This is a genomic window from Streptomyces sp. NPDC102274 (genome assembly GCF_044766385.1).
Classification (GTDB): Bacteria; Actinomycetota; Actinomycetes; order Streptomycetales; family Streptomycetaceae; genus Streptomyces.
This window is the reverse complement of sequence record NZ_JBIWLW010000020.1, coordinates 19,842-44,710: the sequence shown is the minus strand read 5'-3', so window position 1 is coordinate 44,710 and position 24,869 is coordinate 19,842. Positions and strand designations below refer to the sequence as shown.

At 71.0% G+C, this 24,869-nt stretch carries 17 protein-coding genes; 8 read left to right on the top strand and 9 right to left on the bottom strand.

Annotation, left to right across the window (positions count from 1 at the left end; all coding sequences use genetic code 11):
- Positions 1-5: 5 nt before the first annotated feature.
- Together ACIRQP_RS25095 and ACIRQP_RS25090 are read left to right on the top strand one after the other, a co-directional pair.
- Positions 6-1,220 carry an acetyl-CoA C-acetyltransferase gene (locus ACIRQP_RS25095; protein WP_403893377.1) on the top strand — a complete coding sequence of 405 codons (1,215 nt, stop codon included), beginning with the start codon at positions 6-8 and terminating at the stop codon, positions 1,218-1,220.
- Between the two features lie 175 nt (positions 1,221-1,395).
- Positions 1,396-3,600 (top strand): 3-hydroxyacyl-CoA dehydrogenase NAD-binding domain-containing protein, encoded by a 2,205-nt coding sequence (locus ACIRQP_RS25090; protein ID WP_403893376.1) that lies wholly within the window; start codon positions 1,396-1,398, stop codon positions 3,598-3,600.
- A gap of 124 nt (positions 3,601-3,724) precedes the next feature.
- Here ACIRQP_RS25090 and ACIRQP_RS25085 read toward each other — a convergent pair whose 3' ends face one another.
- The 4 genes from ACIRQP_RS25085 to ACIRQP_RS25070 all read right to left on the bottom strand — a co-directional run bounded on the left by ACIRQP_RS25085 (position 3,725) and on the right by ACIRQP_RS25070 (position 8,579).
- A complete protein-coding gene (locus ACIRQP_RS25085; protein WP_403893375.1) occupies positions 3,725-5,122 on the bottom strand; it encodes a GH1 family beta-glucosidase in 1,398 nt (465 codons plus the stop codon).
- A gap of 132 nt (positions 5,123-5,254) precedes the next feature.
- Positions 5,255-6,160 (bottom strand): carbohydrate ABC transporter permease, encoded by a 906-nt coding sequence (locus ACIRQP_RS25080; protein ID WP_403893374.1) that lies wholly within the window; start codon positions 6,158-6,160, stop codon positions 5,255-5,257.
- Entirely contained in the window at positions 6,157-7,125 is a 969-nt protein-coding gene (locus tag ACIRQP_RS25075) for a carbohydrate ABC transporter permease (RefSeq protein ID WP_403893373.1), read from the bottom strand. Before ACIRQP_RS25075 ends, ACIRQP_RS25080 begins: the two co-directional genes overlap by 4 nt.
- Positions 7,126-7,274: 149 nt before the next feature.
- Entirely contained in the window at positions 7,275-8,579 is a 1,305-nt protein-coding gene (locus ACIRQP_RS25070; RefSeq protein WP_403893372.1) for an ABC transporter substrate-binding protein, read from the bottom strand.
- Between the two features lie 267 nt (positions 8,580-8,846).
- Between ACIRQP_RS25070 and ACIRQP_RS25065 the strand changes: the two genes are divergently transcribed.
- A complete protein-coding gene (locus tag ACIRQP_RS25065) occupies positions 8,847-11,102 on the top strand; it encodes a glycosyl hydrolase (RefSeq protein WP_403893371.1) in 2,256 nt (751 codons plus the stop codon).
- Between the two features lie 207 nt (positions 11,103-11,309).
- Here ACIRQP_RS25065 and ACIRQP_RS25060 read toward each other — a convergent pair whose 3' ends face one another.
- A complete protein-coding gene (locus ACIRQP_RS25060) occupies positions 11,310-12,356 on the bottom strand; it encodes a LacI family DNA-binding transcriptional regulator (protein WP_403893370.1) in 1,047 nt (348 codons plus the stop codon).
- A 219-nt stretch (positions 12,357-12,575) separates the two neighbouring features.
- Between ACIRQP_RS25060 and ACIRQP_RS25055 the strand changes: the two genes are divergently transcribed.
- Together ACIRQP_RS25055 and ACIRQP_RS25050 are read left to right on the top strand one after the other, a co-directional pair.
- Positions 12,576-14,642 carry a Xaa-Pro dipeptidyl-peptidase gene (locus ACIRQP_RS25055; RefSeq protein WP_403893369.1) on the top strand — a complete coding sequence of 689 codons (2,067 nt, stop codon included), beginning with the start codon at positions 12,576-12,578 and terminating at the stop codon, positions 14,640-14,642.
- Complete coding sequence (locus ACIRQP_RS25050) at positions 14,642-15,979, top strand: M14 family metallocarboxypeptidase (RefSeq protein ID WP_403893368.1); 1,338 nt, start codon at positions 14,642-14,644, stop codon at positions 15,977-15,979. The genes ACIRQP_RS25055 and ACIRQP_RS25050 overlap by 1 nt, the downstream gene beginning before the upstream one ends.
- 49 nt (positions 15,980-16,028) lie before the next feature.
- On the opposite strand, the gene ACIRQP_RS25045 is transcribed toward ACIRQP_RS25050, so the two are convergent.
- The gene (locus tag ACIRQP_RS25045; RefSeq protein WP_403893367.1) at positions 16,029-16,997 is read right to left on the bottom strand and encodes an FAD-dependent oxidoreductase; all 969 of its coding nucleotides are present in this window, start codon (positions 16,995-16,997) and stop codon (positions 16,029-16,031) included.
- A gap of 44 nt (positions 16,998-17,041) precedes the next feature.
- Between ACIRQP_RS25045 and ACIRQP_RS25040 the strand changes: the two genes are divergently transcribed.
- Positions 17,042-18,679, top strand: a complete 1,638-nt coding sequence (locus tag ACIRQP_RS25040; RefSeq protein ID WP_403893366.1) for an ABC-F family ATP-binding cassette domain-containing protein — start codon at positions 17,042-17,044, stop codon at positions 18,677-18,679.
- 59 nt (positions 18,680-18,738) lie between these two features.
- Here the strand turns inward: ACIRQP_RS25040 and ACIRQP_RS25035 are convergent, their stop codons facing one another.
- Together ACIRQP_RS25035 and ACIRQP_RS25030 are read right to left on the bottom strand one after the other, a co-directional pair.
- Positions 18,739-21,111, bottom strand: a complete 2,373-nt coding sequence (locus ACIRQP_RS25035) for a Tex family protein (RefSeq protein WP_403893365.1) — start codon at positions 21,109-21,111, stop codon at positions 18,739-18,741.
- Positions 21,112-21,266: 155 nt separating this feature from the next.
- Positions 21,267-22,130, bottom strand: coding sequence for a hypothetical protein (locus ACIRQP_RS25030; protein WP_403893364.1), 864 nt, complete (start codon positions 22,128-22,130; stop codon positions 21,267-21,269).
- A gap of 189 nt (positions 22,131-22,319) precedes the next feature.
- Here ACIRQP_RS25030 and ACIRQP_RS25025 point away from each other — a divergent pair, with 189 nt between their 5' ends.
- Both ACIRQP_RS25025 and ACIRQP_RS25020 read left to right on the top strand, forming a co-directional pair.
- Complete coding sequence (locus ACIRQP_RS25025; RefSeq protein WP_403893363.1) at positions 22,320-23,300, top strand: GlxA family transcriptional regulator; 981 nt, start codon at positions 22,320-22,322, stop codon at positions 23,298-23,300.
- 53 nt (positions 23,301-23,353) lie between these two features.
- On the top strand, positions 23,354-23,989 hold the full coding sequence (locus ACIRQP_RS25020) for a DJ-1/PfpI family protein (RefSeq protein WP_403893362.1): 636 nt from the start codon (positions 23,354-23,356) through the stop codon (positions 23,987-23,989).
- Here ACIRQP_RS25020 and ACIRQP_RS25015 read toward each other — a convergent pair.
- Complete coding sequence (locus ACIRQP_RS25015) at positions 23,976-24,755, bottom strand: enoyl-CoA hydratase/isomerase family protein (RefSeq protein WP_403893361.1); 780 nt, start codon at positions 24,753-24,755, stop codon at positions 23,976-23,978. The two genes, ACIRQP_RS25020 and ACIRQP_RS25015, sit on opposite strands and share 14 nt — an antisense overlap.
- Positions 24,756-24,869: the final 114 nt, after the last annotated feature.

Sequence of the window (24,869 nt, the reverse complement as noted above, 5' to 3'; positions counted from 1 at the left end):
TCGCCGTGAGTACCGAAGCGTTCGTCTACGACGCGATCCGCACCCCGCGCGGCCGCGGCAAGGCCAATGGCGCCCTGCACGGCACGAAGCCGATCGATCTCGTCGTCGGACTGATCCATGAGCTGCGCCGCCGCTTCCCCGGACTCGACCCGGCGGCGATCGATGACATCGTGCTCGGTGTGGTGAGCCCGCTCGGCGACCAGGGCTCGGACATCGCCCGGATCGCGGCCATCGCCGCAGGACTTCCCGACTCCGTCGCCGGCGTACAGGAGAATCGCTTCTGCGCCTCCGGTCTGGAGGCCGTCAATCTGGCCGCCGCCAAGATCCGCTCCGGCTGGGAGGATCTGATCCTCGCGGGCGGCGTCGAGTCGATGTCGCGGGTGCCGATGGGCTCCGACGGCGGCGCCTGGGCCATGGACCCGATGACCGGCTTCGCGACCGGCTTCGCCCCGCAGGGCGTCGGCGCCGACCTGATCGCCACCCTCGGCGGCTTCAGCAGGCGCGATGTGGACGAGTTCGCCGCGCTGTCCCAGGAGCGGGCGGCCACCGCGTGGAAGGAGGGCCGCTTCGACCGCTCGGTCGTGCCGGTCCTCGACCGCAACGGGCTCACCGTCCTCGACCACGACGAGCACATGCGCCCCGGCACCACCGCCGACTCGCTCGCCGCGCTGAAACCCTCGTTCGCGGGGATCGGTGAGATGGGCGGCTTCGACGCCGTCGTCCTCCAGAAGTACCACTGGGTCGAGAAGATCGACCATGTCCACCACGCGGGCAACTCGTCCGGCATCGTGGACGGCGCGGCCCTGGTCGCCATCGGCTCCCGGGAGACCGGCGAGCGCTACGGACTCACGCCCCGGGCCAGGATCGTCTCCGCGGCGGTCACCGGTTCCGAGCCGACCATCATGCTGACCGGACCCGCCCCGGCCAGCCGCAAGGCACTCGCCAAGGCCGGACTGACCATCGACGACATCGATCTCGTCGAGATCAACGAAGCCTTCGCGGCGGTCGTCCTGCGCTTCGTCGGCGAGATGGGCCTCTCGCTCGACAAGGTCAATGTCAACGGCGGCGCCATCGCGCTCGGCCATCCGCTCGGGGCCACCGGCGCGATGATCCTCGGCACACTCGTCGACGAACTGGAGCGCCAGGACAAGCGGTTCGGCCTCGCCACGCTCTGCGTCGGCGGCGGCATGGGCGTCGCCACCGTCGTGGAACGTCTCTGACGGCCCGCGCCCCTGCCTTCCCGGCCCCCTCGCCTTCCTGGCCCCCTGGCCTTCCTGCCCCCCCGCTTTCCCGGTCCCTCGCCTTCCTGGACCCCCGCCTTCCTGGACCCCCGCCTTCCTGGACCCCCGTCCTCCTGGATCCCCCGCCCGGATTCCCCCGATACGGAGCAGCAGCATGAGCGAGTCCACCACCCCGGCCTCCCCGGCGATTCGCTGGGAGCAGGACGGGACCGGCGTCGTCACCCTCGTCCTCGACGACCCCGTCCAGTCCGCCAACACCATGAATCAGGCGTTCCGGCAGTCCATCGCGGCGATCGCCGACCGCGTGGAGGCCGAGAAGGACAGCATCCGCGGCATCATCGTCACCTCCGCGAAGAAGACCTTCTTCGCGGGCGGCGACCTCAAGGACATGATCAGGCTCGGCCCGGCCGACGCCGCGCGGGTCTTCGAGAGCAGCATGGCCATGAAGCGCGCCCTGCGCCGCATCGAGAACCTCGGCAAGCCTGTCGTCGCCGCCCTCAACGGCGCGGCCCTGGGCGGCGGTTACGAGATCGCCCTCGCCTGCCACCACCGGATCGCCCTGGACACGCCCGGCTCCAAGATCGGGCTGCCCGAGGTCACGCTCGGGCTGCTGCCCGCGGGCGGCGGGGTCACCCGTACCGTACGGCTGATGGGCGTCGCGGACGCGCTGCTCAAGGTGCTGCTCCAGGGCACCCAGTACACCCCGGCGCGCGCCCTGGAGAACGGGCTGGTCCATGAGGTCGCCGCCACCGCGGACGACATGCTCGCGCGCGCCCGCGCCTTTATCGACGCCCACCCCGAATCGTCCCAGCCGTGGGACGTCAAGGGCTACAAGATCCCCGGCGGTACGCCTTCCAGCCCCCGCTTCGCCGCCAATCTGCCCGCGTTTCCCGCCAGTCTGAAGAAGCGGACGGCGGGCGCCCCCTACCCGGCGCCGCGCAATATCCTCGCGGCGGCCGTCGAGGGCTCCCAGGTCGACTTCGAGGCCGCGCAGACCATCGAGGCCCGTTACTTCACCGAACTGGTCACCGGACAGACCGCCAAGAACATGATCCAGGCGTTCTTCTTCGACCTCCAGGCCGTCAATTCGGGCGCCGGCCGACCCCAGGGCATCGCACCGCGCGAGATCCGCAAGGTCGCGGTCCTCGGCGCCGGGATGATGGGCGCGGGCATCGCGTACTCCTGCGCGCGTGCCGGATTCGACGTCGTACTGAAGGACGTCTCGGAGGGCGCCGCGGCCAAGGGGAAGGCGTACTCCGAGAAGCTGCTCGCCAAGGCGCTCTCCCGGGGCCGTACGACCGAGGCCGAGCGTGCCGCGCTGCTCGCCCGGATCAGCCCGACCGCCGACCCCGCCGACCTCGCCGGATGCGACGTGGTGATCGAGGCGGTCTTCGAGGACACCGCGCTCAAGCACAAGGTGTTCCAGGAGATCCAGGACATCGTCGAGCCCGACGCGCTGCTCTGCTCCAACACCTCCACCCTGCCCATCACGGTGCTCGCCGAGAGCGTCTCCCGGCCCGCCGACTTCATCGGGCTGCACTTCTTCTCGCCGGTCGACAAGATGCCGCTCGTGGAGATCATCAAGGGTGAGCGGACCGGGGACGAGGCACTGGCCCGTGCGTTCGATCTGGTGCGCGCGATCAGGAAGACCCCGATCGTGGTCAATGACTCGCGCGGCTTCTTCACCTCGCGGGTGATCGGGCAGTTCATCAACGAGGGGGTGGCGCTGGTCGGCGAGGGCGTCGAGCCCGCCTCGGTCGAACAGGCCGCCGCGCAGGCGGGCTACCCCGCCAAGGTCCTCTCGCTGATGGACGAGCTGACACTCACCCTGCCGAGGAAGATCCGGAACGAGGCGAGGCGCGCGGTCGAGGAGGCCGGAGGCACCTGGACCGCGCACCCGGCGGACGCGGTCATCGACCGGATGGTGGACGAGTTCGGCCGGCCGGGACGCAGCGGGGGCGCGGGCTTCTACGAATACGGCGAGGACGGCAAGCGGACCCGTCTCTGGCCCGGCCTGCGCGAGCACTTCGGCACGCCGGAGGGCGAGGCCGGCGCGGAGGTCCCGTTCCTCGACATGAAGGAACGGATGCTCTTCTCCGAGGCGCTGGACTCCGTCCGCTGTCTGGAGGAGAACGTCCTGACCTCGGTCGCGGACGCCAATATCGGCTCCATCATGGGCATCGGCTTCCCGGCCTGGACGGGCGGAGTGCTCCAGTACATCAACGGGTACGAGGGCGGCCTGCCCGGCTTCGTGGCGCGCGCCCGAGAGCTGGCGGAGCGGTACGGCGCCCGGTTCGAGCCGCCCGCGCTGCTGGTCGAGAAGGCGCAGCGGGGCGAGGCGTTCGGCGCCGGCGGCTGAACGGACCCGGCCCACGGCCGCGTTCGAGTGCCATCGGGACGATGAAAGGTGCGCCGCCCCGGGCGCCACGCCCGACGTGGCGTCCCGGCGGAAATCCGTCAGGGCCGGAATACAGGGCCGCGGCTCAGTCCAGACCGCCCCGGCCGACGACCCCCGCGTACCAGCGCGCGCTGTCCTTCACCGTACGGCGCTGCGTCGCGAAGTCCACATGGACGATGCCGAACCGCTTGCTGTAGCCGTACGCCCACTCGAAGTTGTCCAGCAGCGACCAGAGGAAATAGCCGCGCACCTTCGCGCCGTCCTCGATCGCGCGGTGGACGGCGTCGAGATGGGCACGCAGATAGGCCACCCGCTCGGGGTCGTGCACCGCGCCGGACGGATCCGCGTAGTCGTCGTACGCCGCGCCGTTCTCGGTGACCATCAGCGGGGTGGCCGGCAGCTCGTCCCGCAGCCGCGTCAGCAGTTCGTACAGCCCGTCCGCGTCGACCGGCCAGTCCATCGCGGTACGCGGTCCCGGCGCGGGTACGAACCGCACATGTTTCTCCGCGCCGGGCCACGGTGACGGGGTGTCGCAGGACCCGGCCGCGACGACCGTGGGGGAGTAGTAGTTGATCCCCAGCGAGTCGATGGGCGTCGAGGCGGTCGCCAGATCGCCGTCCCGGACGAACGACCAGTCCGTCAGCGCGGCGGTGTCCTCGACCAGGTCCGCGGGCAGCCGCCCGTGGAACACCGGATCGAGGAAGATCCGGTTCCCGACGGCGTCGATCCTGCGCACCGCGTCGAGATCGGCCGCCGAGTCCGTCAGCGGCCGGGCGGCGTGCAGATTGAGGGTCAGCGAGATCTCGGACTTCCTCGGCAGCGCGTCGCGCAGCGCGCGGGTGGCCAGACCGTGGGCGAGATTGAAGTGGTGGGCGGCGCGCAGCGCGGCGACCGGATCCGTACGGCCCGGGGCATGGACACCGGAGGCGTACCCCAGAAACGCCGCGCACCACGGCTCGTTGAGGGTGGTCCAGGTGGCCACCCGGTCGCCGAGGGCCTCGGCGACGATCTTCGCGTACTCCGCGAACCGCACCGCCGTGTCGCGCTGCGGCCAGCCGCCCGCGTCCTCCAGCTCCTGGGGCAGATCCCAGTGGTAGAGCGTGGCGACCGGCCGGATCCCGGCCGCCAGCAGCGCGTCCACCAGCCGCCGGTAGAAGTCCAGACCGCGTTGTACGGCGGGACCGCGGCCGGTCGGCTGGACGCGCGGCCAGGCCACCGAGAAGCGGTAGTCCGTGACCCCCAGCTCCTTCAGCAGCGCGACGTCCTCGTCCATCCGGTGGTAGTGGTCGGCGGCGATGTCGCCGGTGTCGCCGTTGCGGACCCGGCCGGGAGCGCGGCTGAAGGTGTCCCAGATGGACGGGGTACGGCCGTCCTCGGTGGCGGCCCCCTCGATCTGGTACGCGGCGGTGGCCGTCCCCCACCGGAAGCCACGGGGGAAGCGCAGCTCCGCGGTGGTCTGGGGACGTGCGTCGACAGCGGTCATATGGATGGAACTCCCATGAGATGAGACAGAACAGAGGGGGGAGGCGGCGGGGGACCGACTGGTACGGGTGCGGTGGGCGGGTGCGCGGCAGGCGGTGGGACGCGCGGCAGGTGGTGGTGGGGATGGGGGGGATCAGCCCTTGACGGCGCCCTGCATGATGCCGCCGACGATCTGCCGGCCCAGCAGACCGAAGACCAGCAGCACGGGAAGCGTGCCGAGCAGGGTGCCCGCCATGATCACGGACTGGTCGTGGACATAGCCGCCGCCGAGCTGGCGCAGCGCCACCTGCACGGTCGGATTCTGCGAGGAGAGCGCGATGATCGGCCAGAAGAAGTCGTTCCAGGCGGCCATGAAGGTCAGCATCCCGAGCACGGCCATCCCGGGCCTGGCGATGGGCACCACGATCGACCAGAAGATCCGTGCGGTGGAGGCGCCGTCCACCCGGGCGGCCTCGATCAGCTCGTCGGGCAGCGACTGCACCAGATACTGCCGCATGAAGAACACCCCGAACGCGGAGACGAGTCCGGGCAGGATGACGGCCTGGAGCTGGTTCACCCACTGGAGTTCGGCGATCAGCATGAACAGCGGGATCACGCCGAGCTGCGGCGGGATCATCATCGTGCCCACGGTCACGGCGAGCAGCGCGCCCCGGCCGCGGAAGCGCAGTTTGGCGAAGGCGAATCCCGCGAGGGTGCAGCACAGCACCGTGCCCACGGTGATCGAGCCGGACACGATGAAGGAGTTGAGGAGCGCCTTGCCGATATCGGCTTCCTGCAGCACCGCCTCGAAGTTGCGGATGAGGTTCGGCCCCGGCAGCAGGCTCGGCGGTACCGACGCCAGGTCGGCGTTGGAACGGCTGGCGGCGACGATCGTCCAGTAGAACGGGAACACCGAGATGAGCAGCGCGACGGCCAGGATCGCGTACGAGAGCCTGCCTCCGTGCATCGTGCGCCCGGCCCGGCCGCCGCGTCGTACGGAGCGCCGTGGCCGGTCCTCGGTCCCCGGCGGCGGGGTGGGCTGTGCGGCGAGCGCGGTCATCGGCCGGCCTCCTTACGGGAACGGCGGCGGGCGATCAGGGCGTTGACGCCGACCAGCAGCAGGATCAGGACGAACATCACCCAGGCGATCGCGGCGGCCCGGCCCAGATGGAAGAAGCCCCAGCCCTGCTCGTACATATAGAGGCCGAGGGTCTGGTACTGATGCGAGATACCGCCCGAGATGGACCCCTCGAAGAGCAGCGGCTCACCGAAGAGCTGGGTGGCGCCGATCGTGGAGACGACGGCGGTGAAGACGATCGTGGGGCGCAGCCCCGGCAGGGTGACATGGAGGAACTGCCGCCAGCGCGAGGCCCCGTCGACCTCGGCGGCCTCGTACAGCTCGCTGGGGATGGACTGCATGCCGGCCAGATAGATCAGCGCGTTGTAGCCGGTCCAGCGCCAGATGACGATCGACGAGACGGCGATCTGCGAGGCGACCGTACCGGTCTGCCAGTCCACCGGATGGAAACCGACCAGCCCCAGCGCGTAGTTGATCAGACCGAAGTCGCGGCCGAAGAGCTGGGCGAAGACCAGCGTCGCGGCGGCGACCGAGGTGGCGTAGGGCAGCAGGATCGCCGTACGGATGAAAGTCCGGCCGCGCAGCTTGTAGTTGAGCAGATGGGCCAGGACGAGGGCCATCGCCAGCTGCGGGACGGTCGACAGCACCCCGATGGTGAAGGTGTTGCGCAGCGAGGTCCAGAAGAACTCGTCGGTGAAGAGCGCGGTGTAGTTGCCGAGACCGCGCCACTCCATGTCGCCGGGCGTCTGGAGCTCCACCCGGTAGAGCGAGACGAACGCGGTGTAGAGCAGCGGGAAGAGCCCGAAGGCCGCGAACAGCGTGAAGAACGGGGCGATATAGGCGTACGGGGAGAAGGCGCGCCAGGCGCGGCGCGCGGCGGACGGCCGGGCGGCGGGTGGTCCGGACGGCGGCGGGGACGCGGCCTTCGCGGTGGCGGTGAGGGTCATGGAACGGCCTTCGGGAGGGTGAGCGGGGGAAGGACGGGACCGGGACCGGGGGCGGGCCCCGAGCGGGGACGAGATGTGGAAACCGCCCGGAACCCGCCCCCGGCGACCGTGTCGGCCGATGCGGTGATCAGCCGATGACGATGCCGACGTCAGCCGATGACGTTGTCGACGCCCTTCTTCGCGGTGGACCACGCCTTGTCGGACGAGGTGCCCTTGCGCTCCACCTCGCTCAGCGCGTTGGTGATCTGCTGGGCGACATTGGCGTCATGGACCCCGAGGACCTGTACGGGGGAGGACTTGGCCGCGTCACCGAAGATCTGGCCGATCGGCGCGTCCGAGAAGTACGGGTCCTTGGCGCCCGAGACCTTCTCGATGGCGCCCGTGGCGGACGGGAAGAGCCCCTGCTTCTGGAAGAGCTTCGCCTGCTGCTCGGGTGCGGTCAGCCACTCGATCAGCTCGTACGCCTCCTTCTTGTGCTTGGCGGCGCGCGGGACGGAGAGATAGGAGCCGCCCCAGTTGCCCGCCCCGCCGGGCAGCTTGGCGATGTCCCACTTGCCCGAACCGGCCTCCCCGGCCTGGCCCTTGATGTAGCTGAGCATCCAGGCGGGGCACGGAATGGTGGCGAACGAGCCGGCCGCGAACGCCTGGTTCCACGGCGGCGTCCACTGGTCGAGCTTGGCGCTCAGCCCGGAGCCCGCGGCCTCCACCGAGGTGTCCCAGGCGGTCTTCACGGCCGGGTTGTTCTCGTAGATCAGCTTTCCGGAGGCGTCGTAGTACCGCTCCTTCTCCTGGCCGATCATGATCGAGTAGAGGCTGGCGATGCTGTCGATCCAGGCGCCCTTCCCGGGTGCCTTCCTCTGGTACTCCCTTCCGAGGGCCAGATAGCCGTCCCACGTGGACCACTTCCGGCTCAGCTCGTCACGGTCCGTCGGCAGCCCCGCCTGCTTGAACAGATCCGTGCGGTAGCACATCGCCTCGGGCCCGACATCCGTGCCAAGACCCAGGATCCGGCCGTCCTCCGTGGTGGCGGCGGACCACTTGGCTTCGGCGAACTGGTCCTTCAGCTTGTCCGCGCCGTACTGCTTCAAGTCTTCGAACTTGTCGGACTGCTGCTGGGTGACCGAGGCGATCCGGCCCACTTCGACACCCTGCACATCGCCGAGCCCGCCCCCGCCGGCCAGCCGGGTCTGGAGCGACTTCCAGTAGTCGGCCTCGTCCTCGGTGTCGCTCTGCTTGATCGTGATGTCCGGGTGGAGCTTCTGGTACTCCGCGTAGAGTCCCGCCTCCTTGTAGCCGAACGATCCGAAGAGGTCGACCGTCAGCGTGACCTTGCCACCCGCGCTGTCGGAGGTTCCCCCCGAGGAACCGGATCCGCACGCGGCGAGGAGTGCCCCGGAGAGCACGACCGCACCGAGACGGACTGCGGCCCTCCTGGCGGCTCGGGCGTTGGGCATGGGAAGCCTCCCTTGGCTTCGGAATACAACGGAGTACCCGCGAGAGGTAGTTGAGAGCGCTCTCAAGAGATGGCTTGGAGCGTGCCCCGGCCCGCCACCCTTCGTCAAGACTCGAACACATAACGGCTGTCGGTCTGGACCAAGGCTCGCCATGAACTGCTGTCCGTGCCAGACGTATTGACACTTCTGTTTCAGGAGTTTTACGTTTCCTGCCATCTGAGAGCGCTCTCGGACGCCCTTGCCCCCCATGTTTTCGAGGTGCCGTCCATGTCCGTCTCCCGCGCCAGAGCCGCCTCGGCGCTGATTCTGGCCACCGCCCTGGCCGCTGTCGGCCTCGGCCCCGCCGCGTCCCCGGCGCTGGCCGCCAACGTGCCTGTGGGCTCCGGCAGTTACTCGGACAGCCGGCCCGCCGGCACATCCGGTCCGACCACCAACACCGGCACTCCCGTCACCCCGAAGGTGACCGAGGCCGCGCGCGACCAGCCCCTGCCCACCAACGACTGGTGGTCCTCGCTGGCCTTCCAGCGATACGGCGACAATCCGTACTCCACCCCCATGTACGGCCACCCCCTCACCTATCAGGCGACGGCGGGTGGTCTGGAGGTCGGCTATCCGACCACCCCGGCGATCGTCGGCGACGGCCGCCAGTACGAATACGCCCACAAGGCCGATCTCACCCTCGGCCTGACCGGGCTCAACTCGCCCGACACCAAGGCCGACGCCTGGTCGGACTGGACCGTCACGCCGTACTGGTCCGACGGCGCCCGCACCCTGCGGGCCACCATCGGCCACGGTCTGCCCTTCGTCTACGCCAAGGGCTCGGGCGGCGACGCGCGGATCACCACCGCCGCCGCGCCCGATGTCTTCGCCGACGACGGCAATGTCCTCGGTATCACGGTCGCGGGCCACCACTACGCCCTGTTCGCCCCGTCCGGCAGCGACTGGGCCGTCGCCGGATCCACCGTGACGGCCGGGCTCGGCGGCGCCGACTACTTCTCGCTGGCGGTCCTCCCGTCCACCGACGCGCTCGCCACGTACCGGAAGTACGCGTACAGCTTCGTCACCGGCTCGAAGGTGAGTTGGAGCGCCGAGGGCGGCACGGTCAGGGCGACCTACAGCCTCACCACCGAGCCGCAGGAGGGCACCGAGACCGGCACCCTCCAGGCCCTCTACCGGCACCAGTGGCTGAACACCACCGACGCGCTGACCCCGTACACCTATGTCTCACCCCGCGGCACGATGAAGGTCCGCGAGGCCGCCTCCTTCACCACCTCCCAGGCGTCCGCCGGGGTGCTGCCCGCGCTGCCGAAGTCGAGCGGCGTCGACCAGGCGCGGCTCAAGGGCTATCTGGACGAGGTGGCGGGCGCGGCCGATCCGTTCTCGGGCGCGACCGACACGTACTGGACCGGAAAGGCACTGGGCAGACTCGCCCAACTGGTGCCCATGGCCGACCAGATCGGTGAGAGCGCGACCCGCGACAAGCTCCTCGGACTGCTCAAGAGCCGGCTGGAGGAGTGGTTCACGGCGGGCGGCGCGAGTGAGTTCTCGTACGACAAGGACTGGAGGACGCTGATCGGCTACCCGGCGTCCTACGGCAGTGACACGGAACTCAACGATCACCACTTCCACTACAGCTACTACGTGTACGCGGCGGCGATCGTCGCCCAGTACGACCAGCGGTGGGCAGCCGACTCCGCCTGGGGCGGCATGGTGAAGACACTGGTCCGCGACGCCGCCAACCCCAGCCGTACCGACACCGACTTCCCCTTCCTGCGCGGTTTCGATGTGTACGCGGGCCACAGCTGGGCCTCCGGACACCAGGGGTTCGCCGCGGGCAACAACCAGGAGTCGTCGTCGGAGTCCACCAACCTCAGCGCCGCACTCGTCCTGTGGGGCTCCGCCACCGGTGACGCCGAACTGCGCGATCTGGGAAGCTACTTGCTGGCCACCGAGTCCGAGGCGATCGCCCAGTACTGGTTCGACGCCGACGAGGAGGTCTTCCCGTCCTCCTTCGGCCATGACACGGTCGGCATGGTGTGGGGCAGCGGCGGCGCGTACTCCACCTGGTGGACCGCCAACCCGGAGGAGATCCACGGCATCAACGTCCTCCCCGTGACCGGCGGTTCACTGCATCTGGGCCGGGAGAAGGCGGCGATCCAGCGCAATCTCGCCGAGCTGGAACGGGAGAACGGCGGCCCGGCCGTCGAATGGCGCGACATCCTCTGGGAGTTCGAGGCCCTCGCCGATCCGGCGGGCGCCAAGGCCAAGTGGGACGCGGGCAACGCGGGGTACACCCCCGAGGCCGGTGAGTCCAAGGCGCACACCTATCACTGGATCGCCACGCTCGACGCGCTCGGCGCTCCCGACCCGACGGTGACCGGGTCCGTCCCGGCCTCGGCCGTCTTCAGCAAGGGCGGCGTCCGCACCTACGCGGCGCACAACTTCGAGTCGGTGGCGCGGACCGTCACCTTCTCGGACGGTACGACACTCGACGTACCGGCCCGCTCGACAGCGTCGAAGTAGTGCCGCGACCGGCAATGTTCGCCCATTGAGGAGCGGCGGCCGGTGCGTGTGATCGCAAGGCGGCCGGAAGTCCTGGTAGCGGAGCTACCCGGGCTTGTGGCCAACGCCGAGCGCGCGTGCCGGCCGCCGCGACGGGGCGAACGTTGCCGGGAGGGGTACTGGTCAAGCCCCCCTGCCGACAGGCGAACGAGGGACGGCGGGCCCGGCTCAGGCCGAGGCCCGCCGTACCAGCGTGGTCGGGGTGATCACCGACGCCGGGGCCCGCTCGCCCTCGCCCTCGCGCTCGCGGTCGAGCCCGCGCAGCAGCAGCCGCGCCATCAGCCGACCCTGCCCCTCGATGTCCTGCTGGACGGTGGTCAGCGGCGGGTCGGTGACCGCGGCGACCGAGTCCATGTCGTCGAACCCCACCAGCGCCACCTCGTCCGGCACCGCGATCCCGCGCTCCTTGAGCACCCGCAGCGCGCCCGAGGCCATCAGATCGTTGGCGGCGAACACCGCGTCCAGATCGGGACACCGCTCCAGCAGCTCGGTCATCGCGAGCGCCCCGCTCTCCTCGGTGAACGCCCCCTCGGCGATCAGCGCGGGATTCTCGCCCAGCAGCACATCGCGGTAGCCGTCGAGCCGGTCCGTGGCCGAGGTCTGGTCGCGCGGTCCCGCGATATGCGCGATCCGCCGCCGCCCGAGGTCCCACAGATACCGCACGGCCTCCCGGGCGCCGCCACGGTTGTCGGCGTCCACATACGGCACGGCCCGGTGGTCCGGTACGGTCGTCCAGCCCGGCCGGCCGCCGTAGACGGTCGGCATCCCGGCCCGCCGGGTGATGTCGGGAATCGGATCGTCGGTGTGCAGAGAGAAGGCGAGCGCGCCGTCGACATGGCCGCCCGCCAGATAGCGGGCGATCCGGTCGTAGTCACCGGGGCCTTCGAGCAGCAGCAGCACCAACTGGTAGTCGTGCGCGGTCAGTTCCTTGCTGATTCCGCGGATCTGCTGGGAGAAGAACGGGTCGGAGAAGATCCGGATCTCCGGCTCGGCGATGATCACGGCGACGGCGCCGGTACGCCGGGTGACCAGCGTGCGGGCCGCGTGGTTCGGTACGTATCCCAGCTCCTCGACCGCCCGTTGCACCTTCTCGACCAGCGGCTGTCGCACCCCCGCACCGCCGTTGACGACCCGGGAGGCCGTGGCCCGGGAGACACCGGCGAGCGCCGCGACGGCTTCCAGAGTGGGGCGGGCCCCAGGGAACGGCTCGGTCAAGACGTGCGCTCCTCGTCGTACAACGGACAGGACAACCCCCAGCCTAGCCGCTCCCGGCAATTCCCTGAGAGCGCTCCCATGCCGCCCCAGCAGGGAAAGCACCGTGCCGCGCCACCCGGGATGGCCATGCCGCGGACACCCCGTACGGGCCCCGCCCTCCCCTCGTCTCCCACGACTGCCCTCTTTTGCACGGGAGTTGACGGGGGTACCTTCCGCCCCATGGAGATCCGTGCGCGGGGCGCCCGCTGGTCATGCAGAACGCTGGTCGCGGCAGCCTCGGCCGCGCTGCTGGGGGTATTACTCACTCCGACGGGAGCCCAGGGAGCACAAACAGCCCAGGGAGCACAAACAGCCCAGGGAGCTCAAGCAGCACAGGGACCACAGGGCCTGCGGCCGACGGCGGTGACGGCCGAGTCGCCCCCGCGTCAGAGCGAGCCCGTCTACTCCTACGAGAACGCCATCCGGGAGTCGGTCTGGGTGGACACCGGGATCGACGGCGACGCGAACGGCAGCACCGACCGGGTGGCCGTCGATGTCGTACGGCCCCGCGAGGCCGCGCTGTCGGGCCGGAAGATCCCCGTGATCATGGACGCCTCCCCGTACTACTCCTGCTGCGGACGCGGCAACGAGAGCCAGAAGAAGACCTATGACGCGAACGGCGACCCCGCCGGCTTCCCGCTGCACTACGACAACTACTTCGTGCCGCGCGGCTACGCCTTCGTCGCCGTCGACCTGACCGGCACCAACCGCTCCGACGGCTGTATCGACATCGGCGGACGCTCCGACGTCCTGTCGGCCAAGGCCGTCGTCGACTGGCTGGGCGGCCGGGCCCGCGCGTACGGCAGCCGTACCGGTACCGACCCCGTACGGGCCTCCTGGACCACCGGCGCCACCGGCATGATCGGCAAGAGCTACGACGGCACCATCGCCAACGGCGTCGCCGCCACCGGCGTCAAGGGCCTCAGGACCATCGTCCCGATCGCCGCGATCAGTTCCTGGTACGACTACTACTTCGCCCAGGGCGCCCCCCTCTACGACTCGGGACCCGAGTGGCTCTCCGACTACGTGGAGAGCCCCGAGGCCCGCGCCCGCTGCCAGGCCGTCCAGCAGCGGCTGATCGACGAAGCGCCGCGCACCGGCGACTGGACCCGGCTGTGGAGCGAGCGCGACTACGTACGGAACGCCGACAAGGTCAGGGCCAGCGTCTTCGCCGTACACGGCATGCAGGACCTCAACGTCCGCACCAAGCACCTCGGCCAGTGGTGGGACGCGCTCGCCGACGCGGGCGTGGAGCGCAAGATCTGGCTCTCCCAGACCGGCCATGTCGACCCGTTCGACTTCCGCCGCACCGAATGGGTCGCCTCCCTGCACCGCTGGTTCGACCACTATCTGCTCGGTTACGACAACGGCGTCGACCGCGAGCCCATGGCGGACATCGAGCGCGCCCCCGACCGCTGGACCACCGATACGGTGTGGCCGCCGCGCACCACCGACGCCACCACCGTGCGGCCCGCCGCGGGCACGGTCCCCGGCGTCGGCACGCTCGGCCGTACCCCCGCCCGGCCCGGTACGACCGAGACCTTCACGGACGATCCGCGCCTGAGCGAGTCCGACTGGGCCGCGGACATCGACCGGTCCACCTCCGCCAAGTCCGGCTTCGTCACCCAGCCGCTCAGCCGCGATCTACGGCTCTCCGGCTCCTCCATGGTGACCGTCACCGCCACCCCGTCCACCTCGACGGCCCATCTGTCCGCGGTCCTTGTCGACCTCGGCCCCGACACCATCCGTGACTACGGGCACGCGGGCGAGGGCATCACCACCCTCACCGAACGCACCTGCTGGGGCCCGAGCACCACCGCCGACAGCTCCTGCTACCGGGAGACCGCGGCCAGGACGGCGGACGTCGACTACACCGTCTTCAGCCGGGGCTGGGCCGATCTCGGCACGTACGCCTCGGCCGGCCACGGCCGCCCGCTCACGCCCGGCAGGCCGTACACCCTCACCGTCCAACTCGCCGCGAGCGACCATGTCGTACCCGCGGGCCACCGGCTCGCCCTGATCATCGGCGGAACGGACCAGGGCCTGATCGACCCGCCGTCCACCACCCCGACCCTCACCCTCGATCTGGCCCGAACGTCCGCGAAACTGCCGCTCGTCGGCGGAGCCGAGGCGTTCACCCGCGCCACGACCGGCACCGTCCCGCCGCGCGGCGCACCCCGAGAGTCCCGTCCGAACGGCGTGGCCGAGCCACGCCGGACACCTCCGATCCCGGGAGACCGCACCTGATGACACCCCGTCTACGCACCCTCGTCCTGGCGATGACCACCGCGGCCCTCGTGCTGCCGATCGCGGCCCTCCCCGCCCAGGCCACCTCCTCCCAGGCCACCTCCTCCCAGGCCACCTCCGGCCAGTCCGCCTCCGGTCGTGGCGCCGATACCCCGCCGCGTACGGAATTCGAGACCAGCGACGGCGCCAACTGGACCAGCCAGACGCAGGAGCAGCAGTTCCTGTCCGCCGTCGACCGGGGCAGCGACCGCGCCACCCTCACCACCATCGGCACCACCAAACAGGGCCGGCCGCTCCAGCTCGTCGAGCTCGGCGCCCGGCGCGCGCCCGCCACCGTGCTGCTGGTGTGCAGCCAGCACGGCGACGAACCGTCCGGCCGTGAGGCGTGTCTGACCACCGTCCGCGATCTCGCCTACGCCAAGGACCGCGCCACCCAGCGTTTCCTGGCCCGTACGAGCGTGCTCGTCGTCCCGACCGCCAACCCGGACGGCCGGGCCGCCGACACCCGTGGCAACTCCGACGGCGTCGACATCAACCGCGACCACATCGCGCTGAAGACGGCCGAGGGCCGCACGATGGCCGCCCTCATCCGCGACCGTCAGCCGGACATCATCTACGACCTGCACGAGTACGGCGCCACCCCGCCGTACTACGACAAGGATCTGTTCGACCTCTGGCCGCGCAATCTCAACACCGACGCGCGGGTGCACGACGAGGCGCAGGCGCTGTCGGAGCGGTACGTACGGCCCGCCGCGCGCGCGGCCGGCCACTCCATCGGCACCTACGGCATCTGGACCGACCCGGTGACCGGCGACCCCATCAGGCAGACCGCCGGCGACGGTCAGGAACGCATCCTGCGCAACGCCTCGGGCGTCAAGCACTCGATCGGCCTGCTGATCGAGAGCCGGGTCGATCCCGTCACCGACGCGGAGAAGGCCGACGAGGCGCTCAACAACCGGCGCCGCGTGACCAGCCAACTCGACTCCCTGAAGGGCCTGTTCACCTTCACCGATGAGCGAAGGGCGCGGATCGTGACCGCCACGGCCACCGCCCGGCTGGCCGGGCTCAAGGACCGTGGCCCGGTCTATCTCGGCGGCGCCGACAACGAACCCGCGGCCCCCGAGAAGATCCTCCAGGACCCGCCGTGCGGCTACCGTCTCGACGCGGCCCAGTACGCGGACGTCAAGGACGAGCTCGCCCTGCACGGAGTGGTGTCCGTGCCGCACGGCAAGGGCGCGTTCGTACCGCTCCGCCAGTCGCAGCGGAATCTGGTTCCGCTGCTGCTCGACGAGCGGGCGGAGTACCACCTGACGACCGCGACGCCCGCCGCCTGCTGACCGCTCGTTCCGGCTCGTTCCGGCTCGTTCCTGCTCGATCCGGCTCGATCTAGACGGAGGCCGCAGCCAGCCGGGCGGCGGCCTCCGCGCAGCCCCAGGCCACGGTGACCCCCGCGCCGCCGTGCCCGTAGTTGTGCACCACCCGCCCGCCCCCGGGCAGAGGTACGGCCTCCAGCCGCACCCGGGGACGGGCGGGCCGCAGCCCCACCCGGTGCTCCAGCACCCGCGCCCCGGCCAGTTCGGGCCGGATCCGGGCGCAGCGCGCGACGATGGCCTCGGCCTCGGCGGGGTCGGGGCTCAGGTCCCAGGAGTGATCGCTCGCCGTGCCGCCGAGCAGTACCCCGTACGGCTGGGGCATCAGATACGTCGTCTCGGAGGAGCCGGGGACGGCCGCCACGAACCACTCGTCGATCCCCGGGTTCTCCACGATCACCACCTGACCGCGCACCGGATACAGCGAGGCGTCCCCCGCCAGCTCCCGGGCACCGAGCCCGGTGCAGTCGACCACGACGGACGACTCGGCCGCCGGCTCGGCGAAGCCGGTGACCGACCTCCGTTCGACGGTGCCGCCCGCCGTGCGCAACCGCGCCTTCAGATAGCGCAGATACACCGGCATGTCGATCAGCGGGACCGCGGCCCGCAGCCCCTGGTCGACGCCGTCGGGCAGTTCGTCCGTACGGGCCTCGCGCAGCTCGGGCACCTGGGAGGCCCAACTGCCCAGTCCCCCGAGCGGGGTGTCCGCCATCAGCCCCGCGACGATACGCACCCCGGTCCTGTCCGGGGTTCGCGCCAGCTGTACGTAGTGGCGCAGCGACTCCTCCAGCCAGGCGCCGACCTGGCGCGCGGGCTCGATGCGATAGGGCCAGACCAGCGCTCCCGCCACCGCCGAGGTGGTCCGCGCCACCGGATCGCGGGTCCACAGCCCGACGCGGTGGCCGCCCTCCGCGAGGACCACCGCCGTCGTCAGCCCGATGACTCCGCCGCCCACCACGATCACATCAGTGTCTGTGCCGCTCATGCCCGGACCGTACCGGAATCCGCCCCGGTAGGATCGGCGGTCTGATGACTGCCACGCTCGTAGCCAAAGACCTCGCCGCGGGACACGGCGACCGCTCACTCTTCTCCGGGCTCGATCTGGTCGTCGCGCCCGGCGATGTGACCGGACTCGTGGGTGCCAACGGCGCCGGGAAGTCCACCCTCCTCCGGCTGCTCGCCGGAATGGATACGCCGGAGAACGGACAGCTGAGGCTGTCCCCGCCCACCGCCGCCGTCGGCCACCTCCCCCAGGAGCCCGAGCGGCGCCGGGGGGAGACCGTACGGGCCTTCCTGGGCCGCCGCACCGGCGTCACCGCGGCGCAGACCGCCCTGGACGAGGCGACGCAGGCGCTGGTCGACGGCGCGCCCGGCGCCGATGACGCCTACGCGACCGGCCTGGAGCGCTGGCTCGCCCTCGGCGGCGCCGACCTCGACGAGCGGGCCGAGGAGGTCGCCGCCTCACTCGGCCTGACCGTCGGCCTCGACCAGCCCATGACCACCCTCTCCGGCGGCCAGGCCGCCCGCGCGGGTCTGGCCTCACTGCTGCTCTCGCGCTACGACATCTTCCTGCTCGACGAGCCGACCAACGATCTCGACCTCGACGGCCTCGACCGCCTTGAGGGCTTCGTCGCGGGCCTGCGCGCCGGCACGGTCGTCGTCAGCCATGACCGCGAGTTCCTGGTACGCACCGTGACCAAAGTGCTCGAACTCGACCTCGCCCAGCAGAAGATCACGCTCTTCGGCGGTGGCTACGAGGCGTATCTGGAGGAGCGCGAGACCGCACGGCGCCATGCCCGGGAGGAGTTCGAGGAGTACGCGGACAAGAAGTCCGCCCTGGAGACGCGGGCCCACACCCAGCGCTCATGGATGGAGAAGGGCGTCAGGAACGCCCGGCGCAAGGCGACCGACAACGACAAGATCGGGCGGAAGTTCCGTACCGAATCGAGCGAGCAGCAGGCCGCCAAGGCGCGCCAGACACAGCGGCTGATCGAACGCCTCGATGTGGTCGAGGAGCCCCGCAAGGAGTGGGAACTGCGGATGGAGATCGCCGCCGCGGACCGGTCGGGGGCGGTGGTGGCGACGCTCCGCGCGGCCGAAGTGGCGCGCGGAGACTTCCACTTCGGGCCGGTCACGCTCCAGATCGACCGGGCCGACCGGGTCGCCATCACCGGAGCCAACGGCAGCGGCAAGTCCACGCTCCTGGCCGCCCTGCTGGGCCGCCTACCGCTGGACGCGGGCCACGCCACGCTCGGCTCGGGCGTGGTCGTCGGCGAGGTGGACCAGGCACGCGCCCTCTTCCATGGTCCCGAGACCCTGCTGGACGCCTTCCGCAAGGCGGTCCCGGACACCGAACCGGCCGAAATCCGTACGCTGCTCGCGAAGTTCGGCCTCAAGTCCGGCCACCTCCTGCGCCCCGCGACCACCCTCTCGCCGGGCGAGCGCACCCGCTCCGCGCTCGCGCTCCTCCAGGGCCGGGGCGTCAATCTCCTGGTCCTGGACGAGCCGACCAACCACCTCGACCTGCCGGCCATCGAACAGCTGGAGTCGGCGCTCGACTCCTATGACGGCACACTGCTGCTGGTCACCCATGACCGCAGAATGCTGAACGCGGTGCATACGACCCGCCGTCTCGATGTGGCGGACGGCAAGGTCACCGAGATCTGACACCGGCGCGGGGACTCCCGTCCATCTCCGGAGCCCCCGCACCGCCGCGTCCGGGGGCCTCAGCGTCGCTTGCCGCCGCCGTTCGGATCCGTCAGACCCGCCCGTCGCAAGGCGTCCGCCATCGCGCTGTTGGCCGGCGGCGGGGCCGTCGCCTGACGTCCGCCACCGCCGCCTCGCCCACCGCGCGCCCCTTGCCGCTGCTGCGGGGGCCGCCCGCCGCCGCCCCCGGACCGTTCCCGGTCCTGCCTGGCCGGCTGCGCCTCGTCGTCCAGCCGCAGCGTCAGGGAGATCCGCTTACGGGGAATGTCGACGTCCATCACCTTCACCTTGACCACATCACCCGGCTTCACCACCTCCCGCGGGTCCTTCACGAAGTTCCTGGACATGGCGGAGACATGGACCAGACCGTCCTGGTGCACCCCGATGTCGACGAACGCGCCGAACGCGGCGACGTTCGTCACGACCCCCTCCAGCACCATCCCGGACGCCAGATCGCCGAGCTTCTCGACGCCGTCCTTGAACGTGGCCGTCTTGAAAGCCGGCCTCGGGTCCCGCCCCGGCTTCTCCAGCTCGCGCAGGATGTCGGTGACGGTCGGCAGACCGAAGGACTCGTTCACGAAATCGCCGGGCCGCAGGGTGCGCAGCACCGACGCGTTCCCGATCAGCGAGGCGACCTCACTGCCCGTCGTCTTCACCATCGACCGCACCACCGGATACGCCTCGGGGTGCACGCTCGACGCGTCCAGCGGGTCGTCACCGCCGCGGATACGGAGGAAGCCCGCGCACTGCTCGTACGCCTTCGGACCGAGCCGCGCCACATCCTTGAGCGCGCGCCGCGAACGGAACGGCCCATTGGCGTCGCGGTGGGCCACGATGTTCTCGGCGAGTCCCGCCCCGATGCCCGACACGCGCGAGAGCAGCGGCGCGGACGCGGTGTTGACGTCGACACCGACGCCGTTCACACAGTCCTCGACGACCGCGTCCAGCGAGCGGGACAGCTTCACCTCGGACAGATCGTGCTGGTACTGGCCGACACCGATCGACTTGGGGTCGATCTTCACCAGCTCGGCCAGCGGGTCCTGGAGCCGGCGCGCGATGGAGACCGCGCCACGGATCGACACATCCAGGTCGGGCAGCTCCTGCGAGGCGAACGCGGAGGCGGAGTACACGGAGGCGCCCGCCTCCGAGACCATCACCTTCGTGAGCTTCAGCTCGGGGTGCTTGGCACAGAGCTCGCCCGCGAGCTTGTCGGTCTCCCGGGACGCCGTGCCATTGCCGATGGCGATCAGATCGACGGAGTGTTCCTTCGCGAGCCGGGCCAGCTTCGCGAGCGACTCGTCCCACTTGTTCGCGGGGACATGGGGGTAGATCGTGTCGATGGCGACGACCTTGCCGGTCGCGTCGACCACGGCCACCTTCACGCCCGTACGGAACCCGGGGTCGAGCCCGAGCGTGGCGCGGGTACCGGCCGGGGCCGCGAGCAGCAGATCGCGGAGGTTCGCGGCGAACACCCGTACCGCCTCGTCCTCGGCGGCGGTCCGCAGCCGGAGCCGGAGGTCGATCCCGAGATGCACCAGGATGCGGGTACGCCACGCCCAACGGACCGTGTCGGCGAGCCACTTGTCGGCGGGACGGCCGCGGTCGGCCACGCCGAAGCGGCGCGCGACCATGTTCTCGTACATGCTCGGGCCCGGCTGCTCCGACGGCTCCTCGGGCTCCAGGACAAGATCGAGGACATCCTCCTTCTCGCCCCGGAGCATCGCGAGCACGCGGTGGGAGGGCAGCTGGGAGAAGCCCTCGGCGAAATCGAAGTAGTCGGCGAACTTGGCGCCGGCCTCCTCCTTGCCGTCCCGTACCTTCGCCACGAGCCGGCCCCGGGTCCACATCCGTTCACGCAGCTCACCGATGAGATCGGCGTCCTCGGAGAACCGCTCCGCGAGGATGGCGCGGGCGCCTTCCAGCGCCGCCGCGGGGTCGGCGACCCCCTTGTCCGCGTCCACGAACGCGGTGGCAGCCGCGAGCGGTTCCACCGAGGGATCGCTCAACAGCCCCTCGGCGAGCGGCTCCAGACCGGCCTCCCGGGCGATCTGCGCCTTCGTACGCCGCTTCGGCTTGAACGGCAGATAGATGTCCTCCAGCCGCGCCTTGGTGTCGGCGGCCCGGATCCGCGCCTCCAGGGCTTCGTCGAGCTTGCCCTGCTCGCGTACGGACTCCAGGATCGCTCCCCGCCGCTCTTCCAGTTCGCGAAGATAACGCAGCCGCTCCTCGAGCGTGCGCAGCTGCGCGTCGTCGAGCATCTCGGTCGCTTCTTTGCGATAGCGCGCGATGAACGGCACGGTCGACCCGCCGTCGAGCAGCTCGACGGCCGCTTTCACCTGCCGCTCCCGTACGCCGAGTTCCTCGGCGATCCTGCCTTCGATGGACGTCGTCACGATCACGCTCCGCTGTTCAGTGGTCCGCCGTGTGCATTGTGGCAGGTGGCACCGACATCAGCGGGCACGACCGGCGGTGACGACCGGACAGGGGCCGTACGGCAGCCCATGGCCCGGTGCCCGCGTACGGGCACGGGCCGTGAGCGGCGCGGAACTCAGCGTTTTCCGATGAGGTCCGCGGGAAACGCGCCGGCCGCCCGCGCCGCCCCCGCGAGAGCCCCGCCCAGCTCGGTGAGGCGGGCCACGCCGGCCGCCCCCAGATGTTCGTACGGTGCCCGGTCCAGCCGGTCGGTCTCGTCCTCCAGGGCCTTGCGCAGCTCGGTACCCGACGCGGTCAGCTCACCGTCCGCGTCCAGCAGCCCCCGCCCGCGCAGCCGCTCCCTGGCCGCCTCCCACTCCTCCTGGCTCCAGCCCCGGGTGGCCAGGACCCACTTCGGTGCCATGCCCCGGCCGCTGGCGGTATGGCTGGCCAGCGCCTCCAGCGGGTCGAGCCCGGCGCTCAGCAGAGCGGCCAGATGGCCGTCACCGCGGTACTCCCGCAGCAGCGTGGCCGCGTGCCAGTACGCCAGATGCGGCGCGTCGGGCACCGGCAGATCGGCGTTGGCGGCGTACAGCGGACGCGCGTGGCGCGTGCACGCCTCGGCGGCCCGCAGCGCGAGCTCCGCCGCCTCGGCCAGCTCCCTTGAGGCCAGGGCCTCCTCTCCCAGCAGCCGGCGCATCAGTGAGTCGACCGCCCGCAGCCGCGCGCCGAGCGCGTCCTCGGGGGAGACGAAGTCCCAGGAGCGCGGGATGTGGCGGGCGACGAGGTCGTGCCGGAAGTTGTAGAAGGCAGCGGTGACGGGTCCGGCGCCGACCCGCCCCAGGGGCGCTGCGCGAGCCACGAAGTAGGCGGCCCGCGCGTTGTCCAGACCGGCGCGCGCGCACTCGCGGCCGAGGTCGGGGGAGAAGTAGAGGGCCGAGTGGAACGGATTGACGACGGCGTAACAGCGCCGCGCGGCACGCTCGGGCAGAGAGGTCATGCCCGTACGTTACCGACTGGTCGGTACGCGCGACAGGGACGCGGACGGGACGAGGGCAGGACGGAGACAGGACGGGGGCGGGACGGGGAGAGGACGGGGGCGGGACGGGGAGAGGGCGGACCCGTAATGGCAGGAAGAGAGGGGTACTCGTCATTGCGGCCATCGCCCACCGGACCCAGGATGAGAACCATGACAGAGCGATCCGTACTCGTCGTCCTCTTCGACGAGGTGCAGAGCCTTGATGTGACGGGGCCCGTCGAGGTGTTCAAAGGAGCCGGGTTCGCCACCGGCGACCGCGGCGCGTACCGGATCCGTACGGCTTCGCTCCACGGCTCGCCCGTGCGGACCTCCAGCGGACTGACACTCGTCCCCGATCTCGCGCTCACCGAGGCCCCCGACCCGCACACGCTCGTCGTGCCCGGCGGAAACGGCACCCGCGGCCCCGACCCGCTGCTGATCGCGTGGCTGCGCGAGCGGGCGCCTCGCGCCGAACGGCTCGTCTCGATCTGTACCGGAGCCCTGCTGCTCGCCGCGGCGGGGCTGCTCGACGGGCGCCGCGCGACCACCCACTGGAGGACCGCCGACCTGCTCGCCAGGAACTACCCCGCCATCGAGGTCGACCCGGACCCGATCTACATACGGGACGGGAAGATCGCCACCTCCGCCGGCGTCACCTCGGGCATCGATCTCGCCCTCGCCCTCATCGAGGAGGACCTCGGCCGCGAGGTGGCGCTCACCGTGGCCCGCCATCTCGTGGTCTTCCTGCGCCGTCCCGGCAATCAGGCACAGTTCAGCGCCCAGCTCGCCGCTCAGACCGCGCAGCGCGAGCCGCTGCGCGAGGTACAGAGCTGGATCAGCGACCACCCCGGCGGCGATCTCTCGGTCGAGGCACTGGCGGCGCGGGCCAGACTCTCGCCGCGTCACTTCGCGCGCGCCTTCCGGGCGGAGACCGGTATGACACCGGGCCGCTATGTGGAGCGCGTACGGGTCGAACACGCCAGAAGGCTGCTGGAGGACAGCGCCGACGGCGTCGAGGAGATCTCCCGCGCGTGCGGCTACGGCACGCCCGAGGCCATGCGCCGCGCCTTCGTCAGAGCCCTCGGCACGGCGCCCGCCGAGTACCGCCGCCGTTTCCGGCCGGGCCCGGCCCCCGCACCCGTCACCCACTGACCAGCGATCCAGCGTCCCAGCGACCCCTATGGGACCCCTATGAAAGGTCCGTTATGAAGATCGCGATCGTCCTCTTCGACGGCTTCACCGCGCTCGACGCCGTCGGTCCCTACCAGATGCTCTGTTACACCCCCGGCGCCGAGACGTTCTTCGTCGCCGAGAAGACCGGGCCCGTGGCCGACGACGCCGGCTCTCTCTCGCTCGTCGCCGGGAAGACGCTCGCCGAGGTCCCCGCGCCGGACGTGGTGGTGGTGCCCGGCGGGCCCGGCCAGGAGCGGCAGATGGAGAACGAGACGCTCCTCGGGTGGCTGCGCGCGGCCGACGCCACCACCACCTGGACCACCTCGGTCTGCACCGGCTCCCTGCTGCTCGCCGCCGCCGGGCTGCTACGGCGGCGCCGGGCCACCTCCCACTGGCTGGCCGTGGAGACACTGCGCGCGTATGGCGCCGAGCCCACTGGCGAACGTGTCGTCACCGACGGCAAATACGTCACGGCCGCCGGTGTCTCCGCCGGGATCGACATGGGCCTCACCCTCGCGGGGCGGCTCGCCGGCGACCGGTTCGCCCAGTCCGTCCAGCTGCTGACGGAGTACGACCCGCGGCCGCCCTACGACGCGGGCTCGGCGGACAAGGCGCCCGCGGATCTGGTCGCGGAGATGCGGGACGGGAGCCGTTTCATCCTTCAGTGACCGTTCCGCCCGCGCCGGCGGGTCCGGAAGTCCAGCTGAAACGCGGCTCGCGGCGCTCCAGGAAAGCGGCGACCCCCTCGGCGGTGTCGCCGCTGCCGCGTGCCTGCGCCGTCCAGTACGCCGCACGGTCCGTACGGCCCGCGGTGAACTCCTTGGCCGCCGTCTGGGTCAGCCGCGAACGCGAGACCAGCACCCGGGCGAACTCCGCCACCCGCTCACCCAACTCGCCTTCCGGCAGCACCTCGTCGACGAGTCCGGTACGCAGCGCCCGTTCCGCCTCGATCAACTCGGCCGAAAACAATAGGTATTTGGCCGTGGCCGGACCCACCAGCGAGACCAGCCGACGGGTGGACGACTCCGAGTAGACGATCCCGAGCCGTGCCGGAGTGACCCCGAACCGCGCCCCCTCCTCGGCGAACCGCAGATCGCAGGCCGCGGCCAGCTGACAGCCGCCGCCCACGCAGTAGCCGCGTACGGCCGCGAGCGTCGGCTTGGGGAAGGCGGCCAGCGCGTCTTCCGCGGCCACCGCCAGAGACCCCGGATCCCGGCCCGGCTCGCGCAACGAGGCGATGTCGGCGCCCGCGCAGAAGGTGGCGCCCTCGCCGGTCAGTACCAGCACCCGTACGGCGGGGTCGTCCGCCAGTACCGCGAGCAGCGGCGGCAGCTCCCGCCACATCCGCGCGGTCATCGCGTTGCGCTTGGCGGGATGGTGGATCACCACGGTCGCGATGCCGTCCGCGACGGTGTGCAGCAGCTGGGGCTCCATGCGCCGGATGCTATCCCCGCTCTCCGTGACACTGGCAACCGCTCCGAAATCGCCAGCAGATGAGCAGAGGCGATCGTATCTCTGGTCGTGTCGCTCAAAGGCGGTCGCGACGCG